This window comes from Acinetobacter sp. PFS20 (genome assembly GCF_052261015.1).
In the GTDB taxonomy this organism is placed as follows: domain Bacteria; phylum Pseudomonadota; class Gammaproteobacteria; order Pseudomonadales; family Moraxellaceae; genus Acinetobacter.
Map to the genome: position 1 here is coordinate 56,125 of NZ_JBPVZE010000001.1, position 16,792 is coordinate 72,916.

Genomic DNA, 16,792 nt, shown 5'->3' on the forward strand with positions numbered 1-16,792 from the left:
ATGTGATTTTCGTCAATTTTGTTGTGATTGTTTTTCCAAATGTTAAAAAATTTTCAAAATGAATTTACGATGATCTATCAGGCTTGAAAAAAAGTGTACTGGCAAGTACACTTTTAGCGGCTTTCAGTAGTGGACACTGCTTGAATAAGCAAAGGTATTTTTTATATGCCCTATTTGTTGCTTTTTATTGGTTGTATTTTTTTAGGATTAGGTGTTCTTGGTCTTTTTGTACCAAGACTTCAGTCTTTGGATCTTCTCAGCGTTCAAATATTGAGTGAATATCGTTCAGATTATCTTAACTCTATTACGATCTTCCTAGCACGGATAGGTGGTATGCCTTTTGTACTTTTTTTATCCTTTCTGGTGTGTATATATCAGGCATGGTATAAAAAATATATTACTGTTATTTTCATTAGCATGGGAGTTCTTGGCAGTATCACCATGGGTTGGCTGCTCAAGTGGTGTGTTGATCGCCCAAGACCCCCACAGGTATATCATATTGTCGAAAGTTACGGTGCATCGTTCCCAAGTGCACACAGTGTTTATGCATCAACACTGGCTTGTCTGGCAATGATAATGTTATGCCATAAGCCCAACATTAACTCTCCTTATATCATTTTGATTTCTTGCCTTTGGTTTATCTGCATGGGGCTTTCAAGAATATATGCTGGAGTTCATTTTCCAACAGATGTACTCGCCGGTTGGGGCATAGGTTTTATTTGGATTGCACTGCTTTGGCTCTGGTTATTACAAACACAAAGTAGGTTAAGTAAAAAACAAATATATTTTTAGATTTTATCTAACGAGGTGGAACAATGATGTCGGCTAAGCTTTGGGCTCCTGCCCTTACTGCTTGCGCATTAGCAACAAGTATCGCACTTGTTGGTTGTGGCAAAGGCTCCGATGAGAAACAGCAAGCTGCTGCTGCTCAGAAAATGCCGCCTGCTGAGGTAGGTGTTATTGTTGCTCAACCACAAAGTGTTGAACAAAGCGTTGAGCTTTCTGGCCGTACTTCAGCATATCAAATTTCTGAAGTTCGTCCTCAAACAAGTGGTGTAATTTTAAAACGCTTGTTTGCTGAAGGAAGTTATGTACGTGAAGGTCAGGCTCTTTATGAACTGGACTCTCGAACAAACCGTGCAACGCTTGAAAATGCAAAAGCATCTCTTTTACAACAACAGGCAAATCTAGCTTCACTACGCACCAAGCTAAACCGTTATAAGCAACTTGTTTCGAGTAATGCTGTATCTAAACAAGAATATGACGACTTACTTGGTCAGGTTAATGTTGCTGAAGCACAAGTTTCTGCTGCAAAAGCTCAAGTAACGAATGCAAATGTAGATCTTGGTTATTCTACAATTCGCTCACCAATTTCTGGTCAGTCTGGACGTTCTTCTGTAACAGCTGGTGCTTTAGTTACAGCAAACCAAACTGATCCTTTAGTGACGATTCAACAGTTAGATCCAATCTATGTTGATATTAACCAGTCTAGTGCCGAGTTATTACGTTTACGCCAACAACTCAGCAAAGGCAGTTTAAACAACAGTAACAACACGAAAGTGAAGTTGAAGCTTGAAGATGGTTCGACTTATCCAATCGAAGGACAACTTGCTTTCTCTGATGCTTCTGTAAATCAGGACACAGGAACAATTACTTTACGTGCCGTATTCTCGAACCCGAACCATCTATTACTCCCGGGTATGTATACAACTGCGCAGATTGTTCAAGGAGTAGTTCCAAATGCTTATCTGATTCCTCAAGCCGCAATTACGCGTTTACCGACAGGTCAAGCTGTAGCAATGCTTGTTAATGCTAAAGGCTCTGTTGAGAGTCGTCCTGTTGAAACCTCTGGTGTTCAAGGACAAAACTGGATTGTGACTAATGGTCTCAAAGCTGGTGAAAAAGTGATTGTTGATGGTGTTGCCAAAGTTAAAGAAGGGCAAGAAGTGTCAGCAAAACCTTACCAAGCTCAACCAGCGAATCCTCAAGGTGCAGCTCCAAATGCTACAAAACCGGCTCAATCAGGTAAACCTCAAGCAGAACAGAAAGCATCTAATGCATAAGGGGTAGATTGAATGGCACAATTTTTTATTCATCGCCCCATTTTTGCGTGGGTGATTGCATTAGTCATTATGTTGGCGGGTATTCTCACGCTAACTAAAATGCCTATTGCACAGTATCCGACGATTGCACCACCGACAGTTACAATTGCTGCAACTTATCCTGGTGCATCGGCTGAGACTGTTGAAAATACTGTAACCCAGATCATTGAACAACAAATGAATGGTCTAGATGGTTTACGTTATATTTCATCTAACAGTGCGGGTAACGGTCAAGCTTCTATTCAATTAAACTTTGAACAAGGTATTGATCCGGATATTGCACAGGTTCAGGTTCAAAACAAACTGCAATCTGCAACTGCGCTTTTGCCTGAAGACGTTCAACGCCAAGGTGTGACGGTTACTAAATCTGGTGCAAGCTTCTTGCAAGTTATTGCATTCTATTCACCAGACAATACCCTGTCAGACTCAGACATTAAAGATTACGTAAACTCGTCAATTAAAGAACCACTTAGCCGTGTTGCTGGTGTTGGTGAGGTACAAGTCTTTGGTGGTTCATACGCAATGCGTATCTGGCTCGACCCTGCAAAACTTACCAACTATCAGTTAACACCAAGTGATATTGCGACTGCTTTACAAGCGCAAAACTCACAAGTTGCTGTAGGTCAGTTAGGTGGTGCACCAGCGGTTCAAGGTCAAGTGCTTAACGCAACAGTAAATGCGCAAAGCTTGTTACAAACACCTGAACAATTTAAAAATATCTTCTTAAAGAACACAGCATCAGGTGCTGAGGTTCGTTTAAAAGATGTTGCTCGTGTAGAGTTAGGTTCTGATAACTACCAGTTCGATTCGAAGTTTAATGGTAAACCTGCTGGCGGTCTCGCAATTAAAATTGCAACTGGTGCTAACGCACTTGACACCGCTGACGCTGTTGAACACCGTTTAGCAGAATTACGTAAGAACTATCCAACAGGTCTTGCAGATAAACTGGCTTATGACACGACTCCATTTATTCGTCTTTCAATTGAAAGTGTTGTACACACATTAATTGAAGCGGTAATTTTAGTGTTCATTGTTATGTTCTTGTTCTTGCAGAACTGGCGTGCAACGATTATTCCAACACTTGCTGTACCTGTTGTTGTATTAGGTACATTTGCTGTTATTAATATCTTTGGTTTCTCAATTAACACCTTAACCATGTTCGCTATGGTATTGGCAATTGGTCTTCTGGTCGATGATGCCATTGTTGTAGTAGAAAACGTTGAGCGTGTGATGAGTGAAGAGCATACCGATCCGGTGACGGCAACTTCACGATCAATGCAACAGATTTCTGGTGCCTTAATTGGTATCACAAGCGTATTGACAGCGGTATTCGTACCAATGGCATTCTTTGGTGGTACAACAGGTGTGATTTACCGTCAATTCTCGATTACCCTTGTAACAGCAATGGTTCTATCGTTAATTGTAGCGTTAACCTTTACCCCTGCACTTTGTGCAACCATTTTAAAACAGCATGATCCTAACAAAGAACCAAGCAATAATATTTTTGCTCGTTTCTTCAGAGGATTTAACAACGGTTTTGACCGCATGTCGCATAGCTACCAAAATGGTGTTAGCCGCATGCTTAAAGGCAAAATCTTCTCTGGCGTACTTTACGCTGTAGTGATTGGCCTACTAGTGTTCTTGTTCCAGAAACTCCCATCTTCATTCTTACCAGAAGAAGATCAGGGTGTGGTTATGACACTTGTTCAATTACCACCAAACGCAACGCTTGACCGTACAGGTAAAGTGATTGACACCATGACAAACTTCTTCATGAATGAAAAAGATACTGTGGAATCTATTTTCACCGTTTCGGGCTTCTCATTCACGGGTGTTGGTCAAAATGCTGGTATTGGCTTCGTTAAGTTGAAAGACTGGAGTGAACGTACTTCACCAGAGTCTCAAATTGGTGCGTTGATTCAGCGGGGTATGGCATTAAACATGATCGTCAAAGACGCATCTTACATTATGCCATTACAGCTTCCTGCAATGCCTGAACTCGGTGTAACAGCTGGATTTAACTTGCAACTTAAAGATTCAAGTGGTCAAGGCCATGAGAAACTTATTGCAGCGCGTAATACGATCTTAGGTTTGGCTTCACAAGATAAACGTCTTGTAGGGGTACGTCCTAATGGTCAAGAAGATACACCTCAGTATCAAATTAATGTAGATCAGGCTCAAGCTGGTGCTATGGGCGTTAGCATTGCTGACATTAACAACACTATGCGTATTGCATGGGGTGGTTCATACATTAACGACTTCGTTGACCGTGGTCGTGTGAAAAAAGTTTATGTTCAAGGTGATGCGGGTAGCCGTATGATGCCTGAAGACTTAAACAAGTGGTATGTGCGTAATAGCAAAGGCGAAATGGTACCGTTCTCTGCATTTGCTACTGGCGAATGGACATATGGTTCTCCACGTCTTGAACGTTATAACGGCGTGTCATCGGTTAACATTCAAGGTACACCTGCACCTGGCGTAAGCTCTGGTGACTCTATGAAAGCCATGGAAGAAATTATTGCGAAGTTACCATCTATGGGCTTACAAGGTTTCGACTATGAATGGACAGGTTTATCACTTGAAGAACGTGAGTCTGGTGCTCAAGCTCCATTCTTATATGCGCTTTCATTGTTAATCGTTTTCCTTTGCTTAGCTGCATTGTACGAAAGCTGGTCTATTCCGTTCTCGGTTTTACTTGTAGTACCACTTGGTATTATTGGTGCAATCGTATTGACTTACTTGGGTATGATTATTAAAGGAGATCCAAATCTCTCAAATAACATTTACTTCCAGGTAGCGATGATCGCGGTCATTGGTCTTTCTGCAAAAAATGCGATCTTGATTGTTGAGTTCGCAAAAGAGTTGCAGGAAAAAGGTGAAGACCTACTTGAGGCAACTTTACATGCTTCAAAAATGCGTTTACGTCCAATTATCATGACTACCCTTGCCTTCGGTTTCGGTGTACTTCCACTTGCCCTTTCAACAGGTGCCGGTGCAGGAAGTCAGCACTCAGTCGGTTTCGGTGTACTCGGTGGCGTACTCAGTGCAACGTTCTTAGGTATCTTCTTTATCCCTGTATTCTATGTGTGGATTCGTAGTATCTTTAAGTACAAACCAAAAACCATAAACACTCAGGAGCATAAATCGTGATGCAAAAAGTATGGTCTATTTCAGGTCGTAGCATTGCGGTATCTGCACTTGCGCTTGCTTTGTCAGCTTGTCAAAGCATGCGCGGCCCAGAACCAGTCGTGAAAACCGATATTCCAGAAAGCTATGCATATAACAGCGCTTCTGGTACATCTATTGCTGAACAGGGTTACAAACAGTTCTTTGCTGACTCTCGTTTGCTCGGAGTGATTGATTTGGCGCTTGCCAACAACCGTGACTTACGCACAGCAACGCTCAATATTGAACGTGCCCAACAGCAATATCGAATTACGCAAAACAACCAGCTTCCAACAATCGGAGCAAGTGGTAGTGCAATTCGTCAGGTTTCTCAAAGCCGTGATCCGAATAACCCCTACTCTACTTATCAAGTAGGTTTGGGTGTAACTGCCTATGAACTCGATTTTTGGGGCCGTGTACGTAGCTTAAAAGATGCTGCACTAGATAGTTATCTTTCAACGCAAAGTGCACGTGATTCGACTCAAATCAGTCTGATCAGCCAAGTTGCTCAAGCATGGTTAAACTATTCTTTCGCAACAGCGAATTTAAGACTTGCAGAGCAAACGCTTAAAGCACAACAAGACTCTTACAATCTCAACAAAAAACGTTTTGATGTGGGCATCGACAGTGAAGTTCCACTACGTCAGGCACAGATTTCTGTAGAAACTGCGCGTAATGATGTAGCGAACTACAAAACACAGATTGCTCAAGCACAAAACTTGTTGAACTTGTTAGTGGGCCAATCAGTTCCACAAAACTTGTTGCCAAACCAACCTGTAAAACGCATTACTCAACAAAATGTATATACAGCTGGTTTACCGAGTGACTTGCTTAACAACCGTCCAGATGTAAAAGCTGCTGAATATAACTTAAGCGCTGCTGGTGCGAATATTGGTGCTGCAAAAGCACGTTTATTCCCAACAATTAGCTTAACGGGTTCTGCAGGTTATGCATCAACTGACTTAAGTGATCTATTTAAGTCTGGTGGTTTTGTTTGGTCAATTGGTCCAAGCTTAGACTTACCAATCTTTGACTGGGGCACGCGTCGTGCCAATGTGAAAATTTCTGAAACCGATCAGAAAATTGCATTATCTGATTATGAAAAATCAGTTCAGTCTGCGTTCCGTGAAGTTAATGATGCGCTTGCAACTCGTGCCAATATTGGTGAGCGTTTAACAGCTCAACAACGTCTAGTAGAAGCGACTAATCGCAACTACACACTGTCAAATGCCCGCTTCCGTGCTGGTATTGATAGTTACTTGACAGTTCTTGACGCACAGCGTTCATCTTATTCAGCAGAACAAGGTTTATTGTTGCTTCAACAAGCTAACTTAAATAACCAAATCGAGTTATACAAAACTCTAGGTGGTGGTTTAAAAGCAAATACTTCAGATACAGTGGTTAATCAACCATCAAGTGCTGAACTTAAAAAGCAATAAGTTTTAAATAACTTAATTTATAAAAGCTCACTTCGGTGGGCTTTTTTATTGCATCTGATGTGAATATTTTTTATCTTGAAACCTTAAGAATTTAGATTGATAAAAAACAATGTTACTGAGTAATTTAGAAAGTGTTCCAGGCCACCAGATTTTAAAACAGCTTGATGTTGTTTATGGAAGTACGGTTCGTAGTAAGCATGTTGGCCGTGATTTGATGGCAAGTTTAAAAAATATTGTAGGTGGTGAACTTACAGGTTATACCGAATTATTAGAAGAATCCCGCCAAGAAGCCATGGATCGCATGATTGCCAAAGCTCAGCAACTTGGTGCGAATGCAATTGTTGGTATTCGTTTTTCAACTTCAAATATTGCCCAAGGTGCTTCTGAATTATTCGTATATGGCACAGCTGTGGTTGTTCAACCTCAAGCACCCCATCTACCAGATCCATTTAGTGCATAGGTAGAAAATGGACAATCTTATTTTTCAGCTTGTTATTTTTCTGATTCTTTTCAGTATTGGTTGGGGTTTTGGCCGCCATATTGAACAAAAACATTTGAAAGAACTTCTAGAAAAAGAACAGCAATTCGCCCATATCAGAATTGATACCAATCGTTTTGCAACGAATGATCAGCTAGGTCATTTGATTAGTAGTAATGTCGTGATTTCTCATGACTACTTTAAATACGTATTGGCATCCATTAAGAATGTTTTGGGCGGAAGACTAACCAGTTATGAGAGTGTAGTTGAGCGTGCTCGCCGTGAAGCTATTGTTCGCTTAAAACAACAAGCCCATACCGCAGGAGCTAACCATATTATGGGAGTTCGGCTGAGTACAACCGAACTTGGTATGCAGGGAGGAATGGTCGAAGTATTTGCATACGGTACAGCAGTAAAAGACTAGCACTGCCCCATAGCAGAAAAATGAATGCGCGGATTGCCAATATTTTTAGTTAAGTGTTGGCAAATTCCGGTAATTTTCCAACTCTCTTGTTGTTTTGCCAAAGTAAAATAATAACGACCAAATGAATGAAAATAATCATTTTCCGAAAAACGATAAATTTGATAATTACATTCTAACCATGCTTGATCTTGTTCAATACGAATCAGAGGATTACTCAAATTGTGCTGTAGCCGTAAATGCGATAAAGCTTGCTGCCGAGAACCTTTATATGCATGACAAGACACGACACATAAAGGCTCTCCTCTAAACTGGAAATAGTCCACCTCAAGTTGATCTGCCAATAACTCATCAAAAGCGTCCCAATTTTTCTGGTCAAAGACCAATTGAAAACGCGTAATGACGTCTAAAATACGGTGATAATCTTGATCCATGGTGAACCTTCTATGCGGGTTTTTCCATCAATTTAGCACGGCTAAATCACTTTTTTATTTTACTTTTGTTTTCCGAATCATTTTATAAAGAAGTTTTGGTGACATCCGAGAAACCATCACACCCAGTTTTTCTTTTGCTCCACCCACAACAATATATTCTTGACCCTGCATTAATGCTTTTACAGATTGCTCTGCAAATACATCTGCCTCTAAACCATTCTCGATAGCCTCATCTTGATGACCTTGAGGTTGCCCAGCACCATTTAGCGCATTGAACGAAACGTTAGTTTTTACAAAACCTGGGAAAATAACTGAAACTTCAACACCTTGATCGGAGACTTCAGCACGTAAACTATTTGCCCACATATGAATTGCTGCCTTAGCAGCAGAGTAACTTGCACGGTACTGAGTGCCTAATAAACCCGCTACACTCGACACAAATACAACTCGGCCAGACTTTTGTTTTAGCATGGTCGGCAGCACAGTTTTGGTTAATGCCACTTGAGAGAAATAGTCGACTTCCATAATGGCTCGTTCGGTTGCCATTGTCGTATCTTTAATTAAAGCACGTTGGCTTAAACCTGCATTATTGATGAGCCAGTCAATACGGCCTTTTGCTTTTAAAATCTGCTTATAAGCTTCGTTTACTTGTTTTTCATCAGTAATATCAGCAACCACTGACAAATGACGGTCAGCGTTTAACAAGCCAACACGAACCTCTTCTAATTCTTCAAAACGACGCGAGGTCAAAATCACTTCGGCCCCTTGCAAAGCCAACTCACCGGCTAAGGCCTTACCCAGACCAGAAGATGCTCCCGTAATCCATACCACTTTATTTTGCAAAGTATCAAGTTTGGCCATGCTTTATGTTCCTATTATCTTTTTAAATTATGCTGCTTGATGCATGAAGGCCAAAAAGTGGTTGATATAATGAGTTGCTGTGGTCTGATCGACCTGTGTACCTAACTTTTCCAAACGTTTATAGCCCAAATGCGTCGTCATGTTGATTACTCCGTTAAGAGTTTTATCGACAACTAAATTAAATTTTAAACGCTTTTTAGGCTCACGTACTAGGCTTGTTACGCCTAAATCTACAATTTGTATTAATGTTTCAAAAGCAGCTGCAATACTTTGCATATTACCGTCACGAATTTGCTGTGTAAGGTTTTGAGCTTGTTGTACGAGTTGCAGGGTAACTGGGTAGGTAATATAAACTTGTTGCCCCTGTTCTTTCATTAGAGATGTCATGTAATCGACTAAAGGCAAAAGACGCTCATTTCCAAAGAATGAAACTGACCACGGCATATATTTTCGAAAAGTCTCTAAGACCTGCTGAATCACTTTTTCAGACTCAGCTTGTTGTTTTGGAGACATGGTTGCACTTCCTGACTGTAAAAGCACAGAAAAAACCTGCTCAATAATTTCACAAGAAAGATCAGAGAGTACATCGCCTAAAGGTTTTGCCTGACTTTGACTTACCCCATCATGCAGTTTCTGTCGAATGGTCTCAAATTGGGTATAAGTTGAATCGGAAATTTTCAAAAAAACTTCATAACTCATAAGTAGCATCCTTCTTCAATTCTTTTGTAATTTTTGTGCCGTGTGTCTACACGATTAAATTGTGATCCATCTTTCATAAATCTACCGTTTTTTGAAAAAAATACAAAACCGTTTATCTGTTTTCAGCACATTAATTTCGAGGCATTTTTTTGCTACAATAGGTGCAATTTTTTATGCATATTCGATCTAAGCTACTATGACTGACGCTCAAACCGCTCAAAATATTGCGACCACATACGATCCAACCGAGATCGAAAAGAAGTGGTACCAAACGTGGGAAGAACAAGGTTACTTCAAACCTTCTGGTCACGGTGAATCATTCTGTATCATGATTCCGCCACCAAACGTCACAGGTAGTTTGCACATGGGCCATGGCTTTAACAATGCCATTATGGATGCCCTCACCCGTTATAACCGTATGATGGGTAAAAACACTTTGTGGCAACCGGGTACTGACCATGCTGGTATTGCAACGCAAATGGTTGTTGAGCGTCAACTTGGCTTACAAGGTGTGACTCGTCACGACTTAGGCCGTGATAAGTTCATCGAAAAAGTTTGGGAATGGAAAGAACAATCTGGCGGCACGATTACGAAACAAATTCGTCGCTTAGGTTCTTCTGTAGACTGGTCACGTGAACGCTTCACGATGGATGAAGGTTTATCAAACGCAGTTAAAGAAGTATTCGTTCGTTTACACGAAGACGGTTTAATTTACCGTGGTAAACGTCTTGTAAACTGGGACCCTAAACTTCAAACTGCTCTTTCTGACCTTGAAGTAGAAAGCAAAGAAGAAAAAGGCTCACTTTGGCACTTTAAATATTTCTTTGAAGACAAATCAGTTAAAACTCAAGATGGCAAAGACTATTTAGTCGTTGCAACAACTCGTCCTGAAACTTTACTTGGTGATACTGCGGTTGCCGTTCACCCTGAAGATGAGCGTTATGCACACCTTGTTGGTAAAAATATTGTATTGCCAATTACAGGTCGTTTAATTCCGATCGTTGCTGACGACTACGTTGAAAAAGACTTCGGTACTGGCTGTGTAAAAATCACCCCTGCACATGACTTCAATGACTATGACTTAGGTAAACGCAATAGCTTGCCTATCATTAATATCTTCAACAAAAACGCCGAAGTTTTAGGTGAGTTTGAATATATTGCAAAAGCTGGCGAACAAATTTCTAAAACCATTACTGCACCTGCGGAATATGCTGGTTTAGAACGTTTTGCAGCACGTAAAAAGTTAGTTGCTCAAGCTGAAGCGGAAGGCTGGTTAGATCAAATCCAACCGTATGATTTGAAAGCTCCACGTGGCGACCGTTCAGGCGTAATCATTGAGCCATTACTTACTGACCAATGGTATGTAAAAATTGCCCCGCTTGCTGAGCCTGCAATTGAAGCAGTTCAAGATGGTCGCATTAAGTTTGTTCCAGAACAGTACAGCAACATGTACATGGCGTGGATGCGTGACATTCAAGACTGGTGTATTTCACGTCAGCTTTGGTGGGGTCACCGTATTCCAGCTTGGTACGATGCAAATGGCAACATCTATGTTGGCCGTAACGAAGAAGAAGTTCGTGCGAAAAACAACCTCGCTGCTGACGTTGAACTTAAACAAGACGAAGACGTTCTTGATACATGGTTCTCATCTGCACTTTGGACTTTCTCAACTTTAGGTTGGACTGGCGATGCACAAAAAGATGCAGCAAATGATTTCTTAAAAACCTTCCACCCAACAGATGTATTGGTGACTGGTTTTGACATCATTTTCTTCTGGGTTGCACGCATGATCATGATGACCCTACACTTCATGAAAAATGAAGATGGTTCATCGCAAGTTCCATTTAAGACTGTTTACGTTCACGGTTTGGTACGTGATGGTGAAGGTCAAAAAATGTCGAAGTCTAAAGGTAACGTACTTGACCCATTAGACTTGATTGACGGTATTGATTTAGAAAGCTTAGTTGCAAAACGTACAACTGGCTTAATGAACCCGAAAGATGCGGCGAAGATTGAAAAATCAACGCGTAAAGAGTTCCCTGAAGGCATCAATGCTTATGGTACTGACGCAGTTCGTTTCACGTTCTGTGCGCTTGCAAACACTGGTCGTGACATCAAATTCGACTTAAAGCGTGTTGAAGGCTACCGTAACTTCTGTAACAAAATCTGGAACGCAACTCGTTTCGTTCTGATGAATGTTGAAGGTCAAACTGTTGGGCAAGAAGCACGTCCTGATCTATGGGAACTTCCAGAACAATGGATTATGAGCCGTCTGCAAAAAGCTGAAGCTGCTGTACATCAAGCGTTTGCAACGTACCGTTTAGACCTTGCTGCACAAGCGATTTACGACTTTATCTGGAATGAATACTGTGACTGGTACGTTGAATTAACTAAACCAGTTCTAAACGATGCAGACGTATCAGAAGAGCGTAAAGCTGAAGTACGCCGTGTATTGCTTGCAGTGATGGAAGCTTCATTACGTCTGGCTCATCCGTTAATGCCGTATTTGACTGAAGAAATCTGGCAAACGCTTGCACCAATGCTTGGTCAAGGTGGCCCAACGATTATGACTGCTCAATACCCTATTCCTGAGCAAGCAAAAATCAATGAACAAGCTGAAGCAGATATGCAATGGCTTCAAGGTTTGATTGGCGCAGTACGTAACATTCGCGGTGAGTTAGGCTTAGGTAATGCGCGCTTGTTGCCAGTATTACTTCAAAACACTTCTGACGCTGAACGTGAACAAATTATTCGTATTGAAGCGTTGTTCAAAGCATTGGCTAAAGTTGAAAGCATTGAATTCTTGAATAAAGATCAAGAGCCACCTTTGTCTTGCTCTAGCGTTGTAAGCCATGCATCGGTATTTGTACCAATGAAAGGCTTAATTGACCCTAAAGCTGAGCTTGCTCGTTTGCAAAAAGACTTGGATAAAATCCAAAAGCAACACGACCAAATCGCGGGCAAACTTGCAAATGAAGGCTTTGTATCTAAAGCACCAGCAGCGGTTGTTGAAGGTGAAAAAGCGAAGCTTGCTGAGTTTGCTGCTCAGTTAGAGAAAGTTAAAGCGAATATGGAGCAAATTGCTGCGCTTTAATGCAGTGATCTGATTCAAAAAATCCCCTCAAATGAGGGGATTTTTTATTTCCATTTTTCTAAATAATTTGTAAAGACGTTAAAATGTCCCTTAATTTGTCTTTTGATGTTTTTTGAATCAAATTCACCAGCAACGCGGTAAGCGTAACTCACATAATTTCTCTTACCTATATATGTAAATCTAGTATATAAAGTTCTCATGTACATATTATGATTATTATGTGAATTAGTCCTTTGCAACCTATTATAATGAGCAGTTCTCATTCTAATAGCTTTTCTTAATTTATAATGAAATTTTGATAATCCAGTTTCGCGCAAGAAAATTTCTTGCCCATCATATAACAAACCTAAATATTGTAGCTTATGTGGATAATTAAAACTTGGCACGCCATTTTTCTTAACTAGTCCATCTTCAAAAACAACACATTGAGTTTTCTTATCATTAATCTTTAATTTCAAAGCATCAATTTCTTGAAAGATAAAACTTTTAATCTCATCAATATGTTCATTATCAACAATAAAAATCATATCATCACAATATCGAAAATACTCCCCATTAATTCCTATTATTTTGTTTTTCATATTCTTATCAAAATTCATCATATAAATATTTGATAACATCCCACTCATTGGAGAACCTTGAGGAATTCCTTTAACTTTTAGATTTCTTTTAATTAACTGATTTTTTCTAACTACATTACGGAAAGTTTGAATATCACACAATCTATCCATACGCTTATGTAAAGTTCGAGAGTTTAATGATAAATTTAAATTTTTATATAAATCTTCTTTATTTACATAAGCAAAATTAGTTAAAGATTTAAAAACTTGATAATGATCTTTAGGTAATCGTGATTCACCAAGCACTTCTAACCACATTTTTTTTAATAACTCATGGTTCAAATTATCAAAAAAACCTGAAATATCTAAACACAAAACAGAACAATTTTTCTTGTCATGTATATAATCAAATACTTGTTTTGCAAAATGTATATTACACATTGATATTTTTTTTAAAGAATTATCTTTGCAACTAACCTTTCTAAATGCAATAATATTATTTGATAAATTATTATGGTTTAAGAAATTTTCATATTTTAAAGATAATAAATGTGAGTAATAAGCATAAATATTACCATCAATATGACTAGGGAAATTAATAAGTCGTTCTTTTTCTTTAAAATCCAGCTTCGATATTTTAGTTTTTTTCTTATTAACCTTACCTTCTAAGGTTACAGTTTTAATTCTTTTTTTTATTTTTCTACAAATTTTTTCATCATTAAGTTTATAAGAAATCATTGGGAAAAAAGAATGCTCTGATATTTTCTCTTTATCCACAACATACTCAAAAACTTTTTGATTACTTATTTTTTTATCAAAATGTAGGTAATTACGAAATTTATTTCTTTTTTCAAAAAATTTGGTATTTATATTTTGCATTTTGCCAACTTTGGGAGATTAGACGACTGTTATCTGTATCCTTCAAAAGGACATCCCCCAAAGTCTATTGAAGACATAAACTCAAGCCTGTCTATGCCCTCCTCCTTTTTCGGTACAGTCTAAACATTTCAAAGGAGTATGTGTAGAATGCTACTAATCAGTTTCACTTTCATGCTGTATCAAAGCAGTGGGATCAACATCGACATAACAACAATCATCGAGATATTGATGAATAGTTCGAACTATTCATTAATATCGAGGTTTACATCTACAACCTTCTCAGCAATATATGACTATATTCTGACAAGCAAACCACTAGTAAAACAACTACTAGAGGCAACAGAATTCTAATTAATTCTTTATTATTTTCAAAGTACTATTTTTTAAATATAAAAAATTAAAGCATTTCATGCTCAAATAATATTCTCAATCCTCTCTCTTTCCCCATATATATCAGCCTATACTTTTCTGCTTTTAACTGTTGCTTGATACCCTAACCCCCACCTCCTTTCAGGAGGGTGATGGAAACTTACAGCACCCCATGCCCCAACAACCTCTCCACCCCACTCACCTTTTTCATATGCTTTAAACGTTCCTTTTCCCATTTCACCTGCTGCTTTAGCTCAGCACAGTCAGCATCTATAGCTTTATAAACATCACTGATATGTACATGCTCTGCTTTCACATTCTTAGCTAACTGAAAAGAATCCAAAATCTCAGCAATTTGGCTTTCAAGCTGCTGACTTTGTGCATCTAAAGCCAGTTTATAAAACCGTAACTGCTCAGCAGATAACTCTTTAGCGCCTAACCCTTTATTCTGTTCAAGCTGTAACTGAAGTTTGAGTAAATAAAACAAATCCTGTTTTTCATAGGCCTGACTTGCTTGTTGGAACAGCTCGGTTTTTTCTAATTTTTTAGTTTCATCTTGCTCACGGTCTGGGTGAATCATCGCAGCAATTTTTAAATAGACTGTTTTGAGTGACTGCGTTGCCATTTGCTCGGCTTGTTCACGTTTCTGTTGCTGTCTTTGCTGTTTGGCTTGTTCCCGCGCTTGTTGTTGCTCAGCAGCATACTGTTCAAAGTCTTCTTCAAATTCTGCACTTTGCTCATTACTTTCATCATGTTCAGATTTAATTGAGTGAGCTTTTTTATTCTTTTTTACCGACTCTTGTGTATGTTGCTGATAAAAGGTATCGATCTGCTTCACCAACTCCAACTGTTCAGCTGATAGCTGTTTAGAGCGCTTCAACATTTGTGCAAGCTGGGCAATTTTTTCATCTAATTGTTGTATATCCGCTTTGGAAAACTCATGGCTATGCAACATATTCCAGAGTTGATCCAACTGCTGAAATAAAATCTCATGCAAATCGCTATACACAGGTATCAGTTTTTGCCGTATGTGCTGTTGAATCTCAGCTTGTGCATTTTGCCATGTGCTCAGGCTAACTTTTTGCTGTTCTATTTTATCAATCAGGCGATTCAGTTTTTTCTGCTGTGCAGACGGTTCAGACCTTTGCTGCAAGCTAACTTTGAGGTCAAAGGACATACTCATCCACCTGAAAAAGAAAAAAGTGTAGCAATAATCAGATGAGGAAGGTAGCCAAGCATTGTTTAAGTCAGGATCAACCTATTCATTTTTAGAAAATAGAAGGTGACTTAACTAAAGTTTATATTTTAAGAAATCCACCAAATCACTAATGGCAAAGTCACGGCAGCACATAAAGTTTGGAAACTAATCACGGCTGCCATAAGCTGACTATCGCCACCCAAAACTTTAGTTAAAATATATGATGCGGAAGCAGTCGGTAACGCAAAGAAAATCACTAAAATTTGTGTTTGTAAATTTGGTAGACCAAACCACATGCAAACCATATAAGCCAAAGCAGGCACTGCTAAAAGTCGTGCAAACGTGTCTGCTGCCAATACCACAATATCTTTTTTAATTTGCATAAACTGTAAAGCTGCGCCAACACATAACAAACCTAGTGGCAAACTCGACACTGAAAAAAGCTTAATAAACTGAGTAAAGCCTTCCCAAATTGGGATATGAAGGGCATTGACTGCTGCCCCAACCACACACGATGCAATTAAAGGATTTTTAAGGAGTGCAATCAAAACAGGTTTAATTGCCATGTGTTCTTTAGAAGTTAAAGCAAGCACAGAAATAACGTTCACAAGTGGAATGCAAAGCGCCAATAAAATCGCCAGTATTGCCATTCCTTCACTTTTAAAAAGCGAAGTCACTAAAGCCAAACCAATATAAGTATTAAAGCGAACCATACTTTGTACGTGTACACCAAAGCGTGCGGGCGGTATGTGCCAAAACACGCGAAGTAGGTACAAGAAAATGGTGACTGCCAAAACCACAATCAACATGGCAATAATGGCTGTACTCAAGCTTTGTAAGTCAATTTTCGCAGTCGATAGCGTACTAAAAAGCAAAGCGGGAAATAAAATATAGTAATTGAGCTTCTCTGCCCCAGCCCAAAACTCATCGCTAAAAAAACGATATTTTTTAAACAGGTATCCCGATGCAATTAATGCAACTAAGGGAAAAAGAGATAAAACAATGCTATTCATTTCTTTACTCGAGTTTGGTTGAAGGGCTTGCTATTTTTTGGCAATTCCTTTGGCTTACTCATATATTAAAGATAATGAAA

The 16,792-nt window shown here is 39.2% G+C and carries 13 protein-coding genes; 7 read left to right on the forward strand and 6 right to left on the reverse strand.

Annotation, left to right across the window (positions count from 1 at the left end; genetic code table 11):
* The first annotated feature begins 165 nt into the window (after positions 1-165).
* The 6 genes from ACS125_RS00215 to ACS125_RS00240 all read left to right on the forward strand — a co-directional run bounded on the left by ACS125_RS00215 (position 166) and on the right by ACS125_RS00240 (position 7,608).
* On the forward strand, positions 166-792 hold the full coding sequence (locus tag ACS125_RS00215) for a phosphatase PAP2 family protein (RefSeq protein ID WP_151964383.1): 627 nt from the start codon (positions 166-168) through the stop codon (positions 790-792).
* A 23-nt stretch (positions 793-815) separates the two neighbouring features.
* On the forward strand, positions 816-2,063 hold the full coding sequence (adeI, locus tag ACS125_RS00220) for a multidrug efflux RND transporter periplasmic adaptor subunit AdeI (protein WP_151964382.1): 1,248 nt from the start codon (positions 816-818) through the stop codon (positions 2,061-2,063).
* Positions 2,064-2,075: 12 nt separating this feature from the next.
* A complete protein-coding gene (adeJ, locus tag ACS125_RS00225) occupies positions 2,076-5,252 on the forward strand; it encodes a multidrug efflux RND transporter permease subunit AdeJ (protein WP_004789370.1) in 3,177 nt (1,058 codons plus the stop codon).
* On the forward strand, positions 5,252-6,706 hold the full coding sequence (adeK, locus tag ACS125_RS00230) for a multidrug efflux RND transporter outer membrane channel subunit AdeK (RefSeq protein WP_004789369.1): 1,455 nt from the start codon (positions 5,252-5,254) through the stop codon (positions 6,704-6,706). Before adeJ ends, adeK begins: the two co-directional genes overlap by 1 nt.
* Positions 6,707-6,815: 109 nt before the next feature.
* Positions 6,816-7,166, forward strand: coding sequence for a YbjQ family protein (locus tag ACS125_RS00235; protein WP_443269937.1), 351 nt, complete (start codon positions 6,816-6,818; stop codon positions 7,164-7,166).
* A gap of 7 nt (positions 7,167-7,173) precedes the next feature.
* Positions 7,174-7,608: a YbjQ family protein gene (locus ACS125_RS00240; protein WP_443269939.1), complete on the forward strand. Its 435-nt coding sequence runs from the start codon at positions 7,174-7,176 to the stop codon at positions 7,606-7,608.
* Here ACS125_RS00240 and ACS125_RS00245 read toward each other — a convergent pair.
* From ACS125_RS00245 to ACS125_RS00255, 3 genes are read right to left on the reverse strand one after another with little or no spacing between them, the layout of a single operon-like run.
* The gene (locus ACS125_RS00245; RefSeq protein WP_443269941.1) at positions 7,605-8,039 is read right to left on the reverse strand and encodes a nuclear transport factor 2 family protein; all 435 of its coding nucleotides are present in this window, start codon (positions 8,037-8,039) and stop codon (positions 7,605-7,607) included. The two genes, ACS125_RS00240 and ACS125_RS00245, sit on opposite strands and share 4 nt — an antisense overlap.
* Before the next feature lie 54 nt (positions 8,040-8,093).
* Positions 8,094-8,900: an SDR family NAD(P)-dependent oxidoreductase gene (locus ACS125_RS00250; protein WP_005309982.1), complete on the reverse strand. Its 807-nt coding sequence runs from the start codon at positions 8,898-8,900 to the stop codon at positions 8,094-8,096.
* 27 nt (positions 8,901-8,927) lie between these two features.
* Positions 8,928-9,599 (reverse strand): hypothetical protein, encoded by a 672-nt coding sequence (locus tag ACS125_RS00255; protein ID WP_151768324.1) that lies wholly within the window; start codon positions 9,597-9,599, stop codon positions 8,928-8,930.
* 196 nt (positions 9,600-9,795) lie between these two features.
* Between ACS125_RS00255 and ACS125_RS00260 the strand changes: the two genes are divergently transcribed.
* The gene (locus ACS125_RS00260) at positions 9,796-12,693 is read left to right on the forward strand and encodes a valine--tRNA ligase (protein WP_443269945.1); all 2,898 of its coding nucleotides are present in this window, start codon (positions 9,796-9,798) and stop codon (positions 12,691-12,693) included.
* Between the two features lie 44 nt (positions 12,694-12,737).
* Here the strand turns inward: ACS125_RS00260 and drt2 are convergent, their stop codons facing one another.
* The 3 genes from drt2 to ACS125_RS00275 all read right to left on the reverse strand — a co-directional run bounded on the left by drt2 (position 12,738) and on the right by ACS125_RS00275 (position 16,712).
* Positions 12,738-14,132, reverse strand: coding sequence for an antiviral reverse transcriptase Drt2 (drt2, locus tag ACS125_RS00265; protein WP_443269948.1), 1,395 nt, complete (start codon positions 14,130-14,132; stop codon positions 12,738-12,740).
* Positions 14,133-14,661: 529 nt separating this feature from the next.
* Positions 14,662-15,678 (reverse strand): molecular chaperone DnaJ, encoded by a 1,017-nt coding sequence (locus ACS125_RS00270; protein ID WP_443269950.1) that lies wholly within the window; start codon positions 15,676-15,678, stop codon positions 14,662-14,664.
* A gap of 128 nt (positions 15,679-15,806) precedes the next feature.
* Positions 15,807-16,712 (reverse strand): AEC family transporter, encoded by a 906-nt coding sequence (locus ACS125_RS00275; protein ID WP_443269952.1) that lies wholly within the window; start codon positions 16,710-16,712, stop codon positions 15,807-15,809.
* Positions 16,713-16,792 lie beyond the last annotated feature (80 nt).

Excerpts from the sequence above, each read along its gene's own strand:
- ACS125_RS00215 (WP_151964383.1), top strand. The coding sequence starts at position 166 with ATGCCCTATTTGTTGCTTTTTATTGGTTGTATTTTTTTAGGATTAGGT.
- adeI (WP_151964382.1), top strand. The coding sequence starts at position 816 with ATGATGTCGGCTAAGCTTTGGGCTCCTGCCCTTACTGCTTGCGCATTA.
- adeJ (WP_004789370.1), top strand. The coding sequence starts at position 2,076 with ATGGCACAATTTTTTATTCATCGCCCCATTTTTGCGTGGGTGATTGCA.
- adeK (WP_004789369.1), top strand. The coding sequence starts at position 5,252 with ATGCAAAAAGTATGGTCTATTTCAGGTCGTAGCATTGCGGTATCTGCA.
- ACS125_RS00235 (WP_443269937.1), top strand. The coding sequence starts at position 6,816 with ATGTTACTGAGTAATTTAGAAAGTGTTCCAGGCCACCAGATTTTAAAA.
- ACS125_RS00240 (WP_443269939.1), top strand. The coding sequence starts at position 7,174 with ATGGACAATCTTATTTTTCAGCTTGTTATTTTTCTGATTCTTTTCAGT.
- ACS125_RS00245 (WP_443269941.1), bottom strand. The coding sequence starts at position 8,039 with ATGGATCAAGATTATCACCGTATTTTAGACGTCATTACGCGTTTTCAA.
- ACS125_RS00250 (WP_005309982.1), bottom strand. The coding sequence starts at position 8,900 with ATGGCCAAACTTGATACTTTGCAAAATAAAGTGGTATGGATTACGGGA.
- ACS125_RS00255 (WP_151768324.1), bottom strand. The coding sequence starts at position 9,599 with ATGAGTTATGAAGTTTTTTTGAAAATTTCCGATTCAACTTATACCCAA.
- ACS125_RS00260 (WP_443269945.1), top strand. The coding sequence starts at position 9,796 with ATGACTGACGCTCAAACCGCTCAAAATATTGCGACCACATACGATCCA.
- drt2 (WP_443269948.1), bottom strand. The coding sequence starts at position 14,132 with ATGCAAAATATAAATACCAAATTTTTTGAAAAAAGAAATAAATTTCGT.
- ACS125_RS00270 (WP_443269950.1), bottom strand. The coding sequence starts at position 15,678 with ATGTCCTTTGACCTCAAAGTTAGCTTGCAGCAAAGGTCTGAACCGTCT.
- ACS125_RS00275 (WP_443269952.1), bottom strand. The coding sequence starts at position 16,712 with ATGAATAGCATTGTTTTATCTCTTTTTCCCTTAGTTGCATTAATTGCA.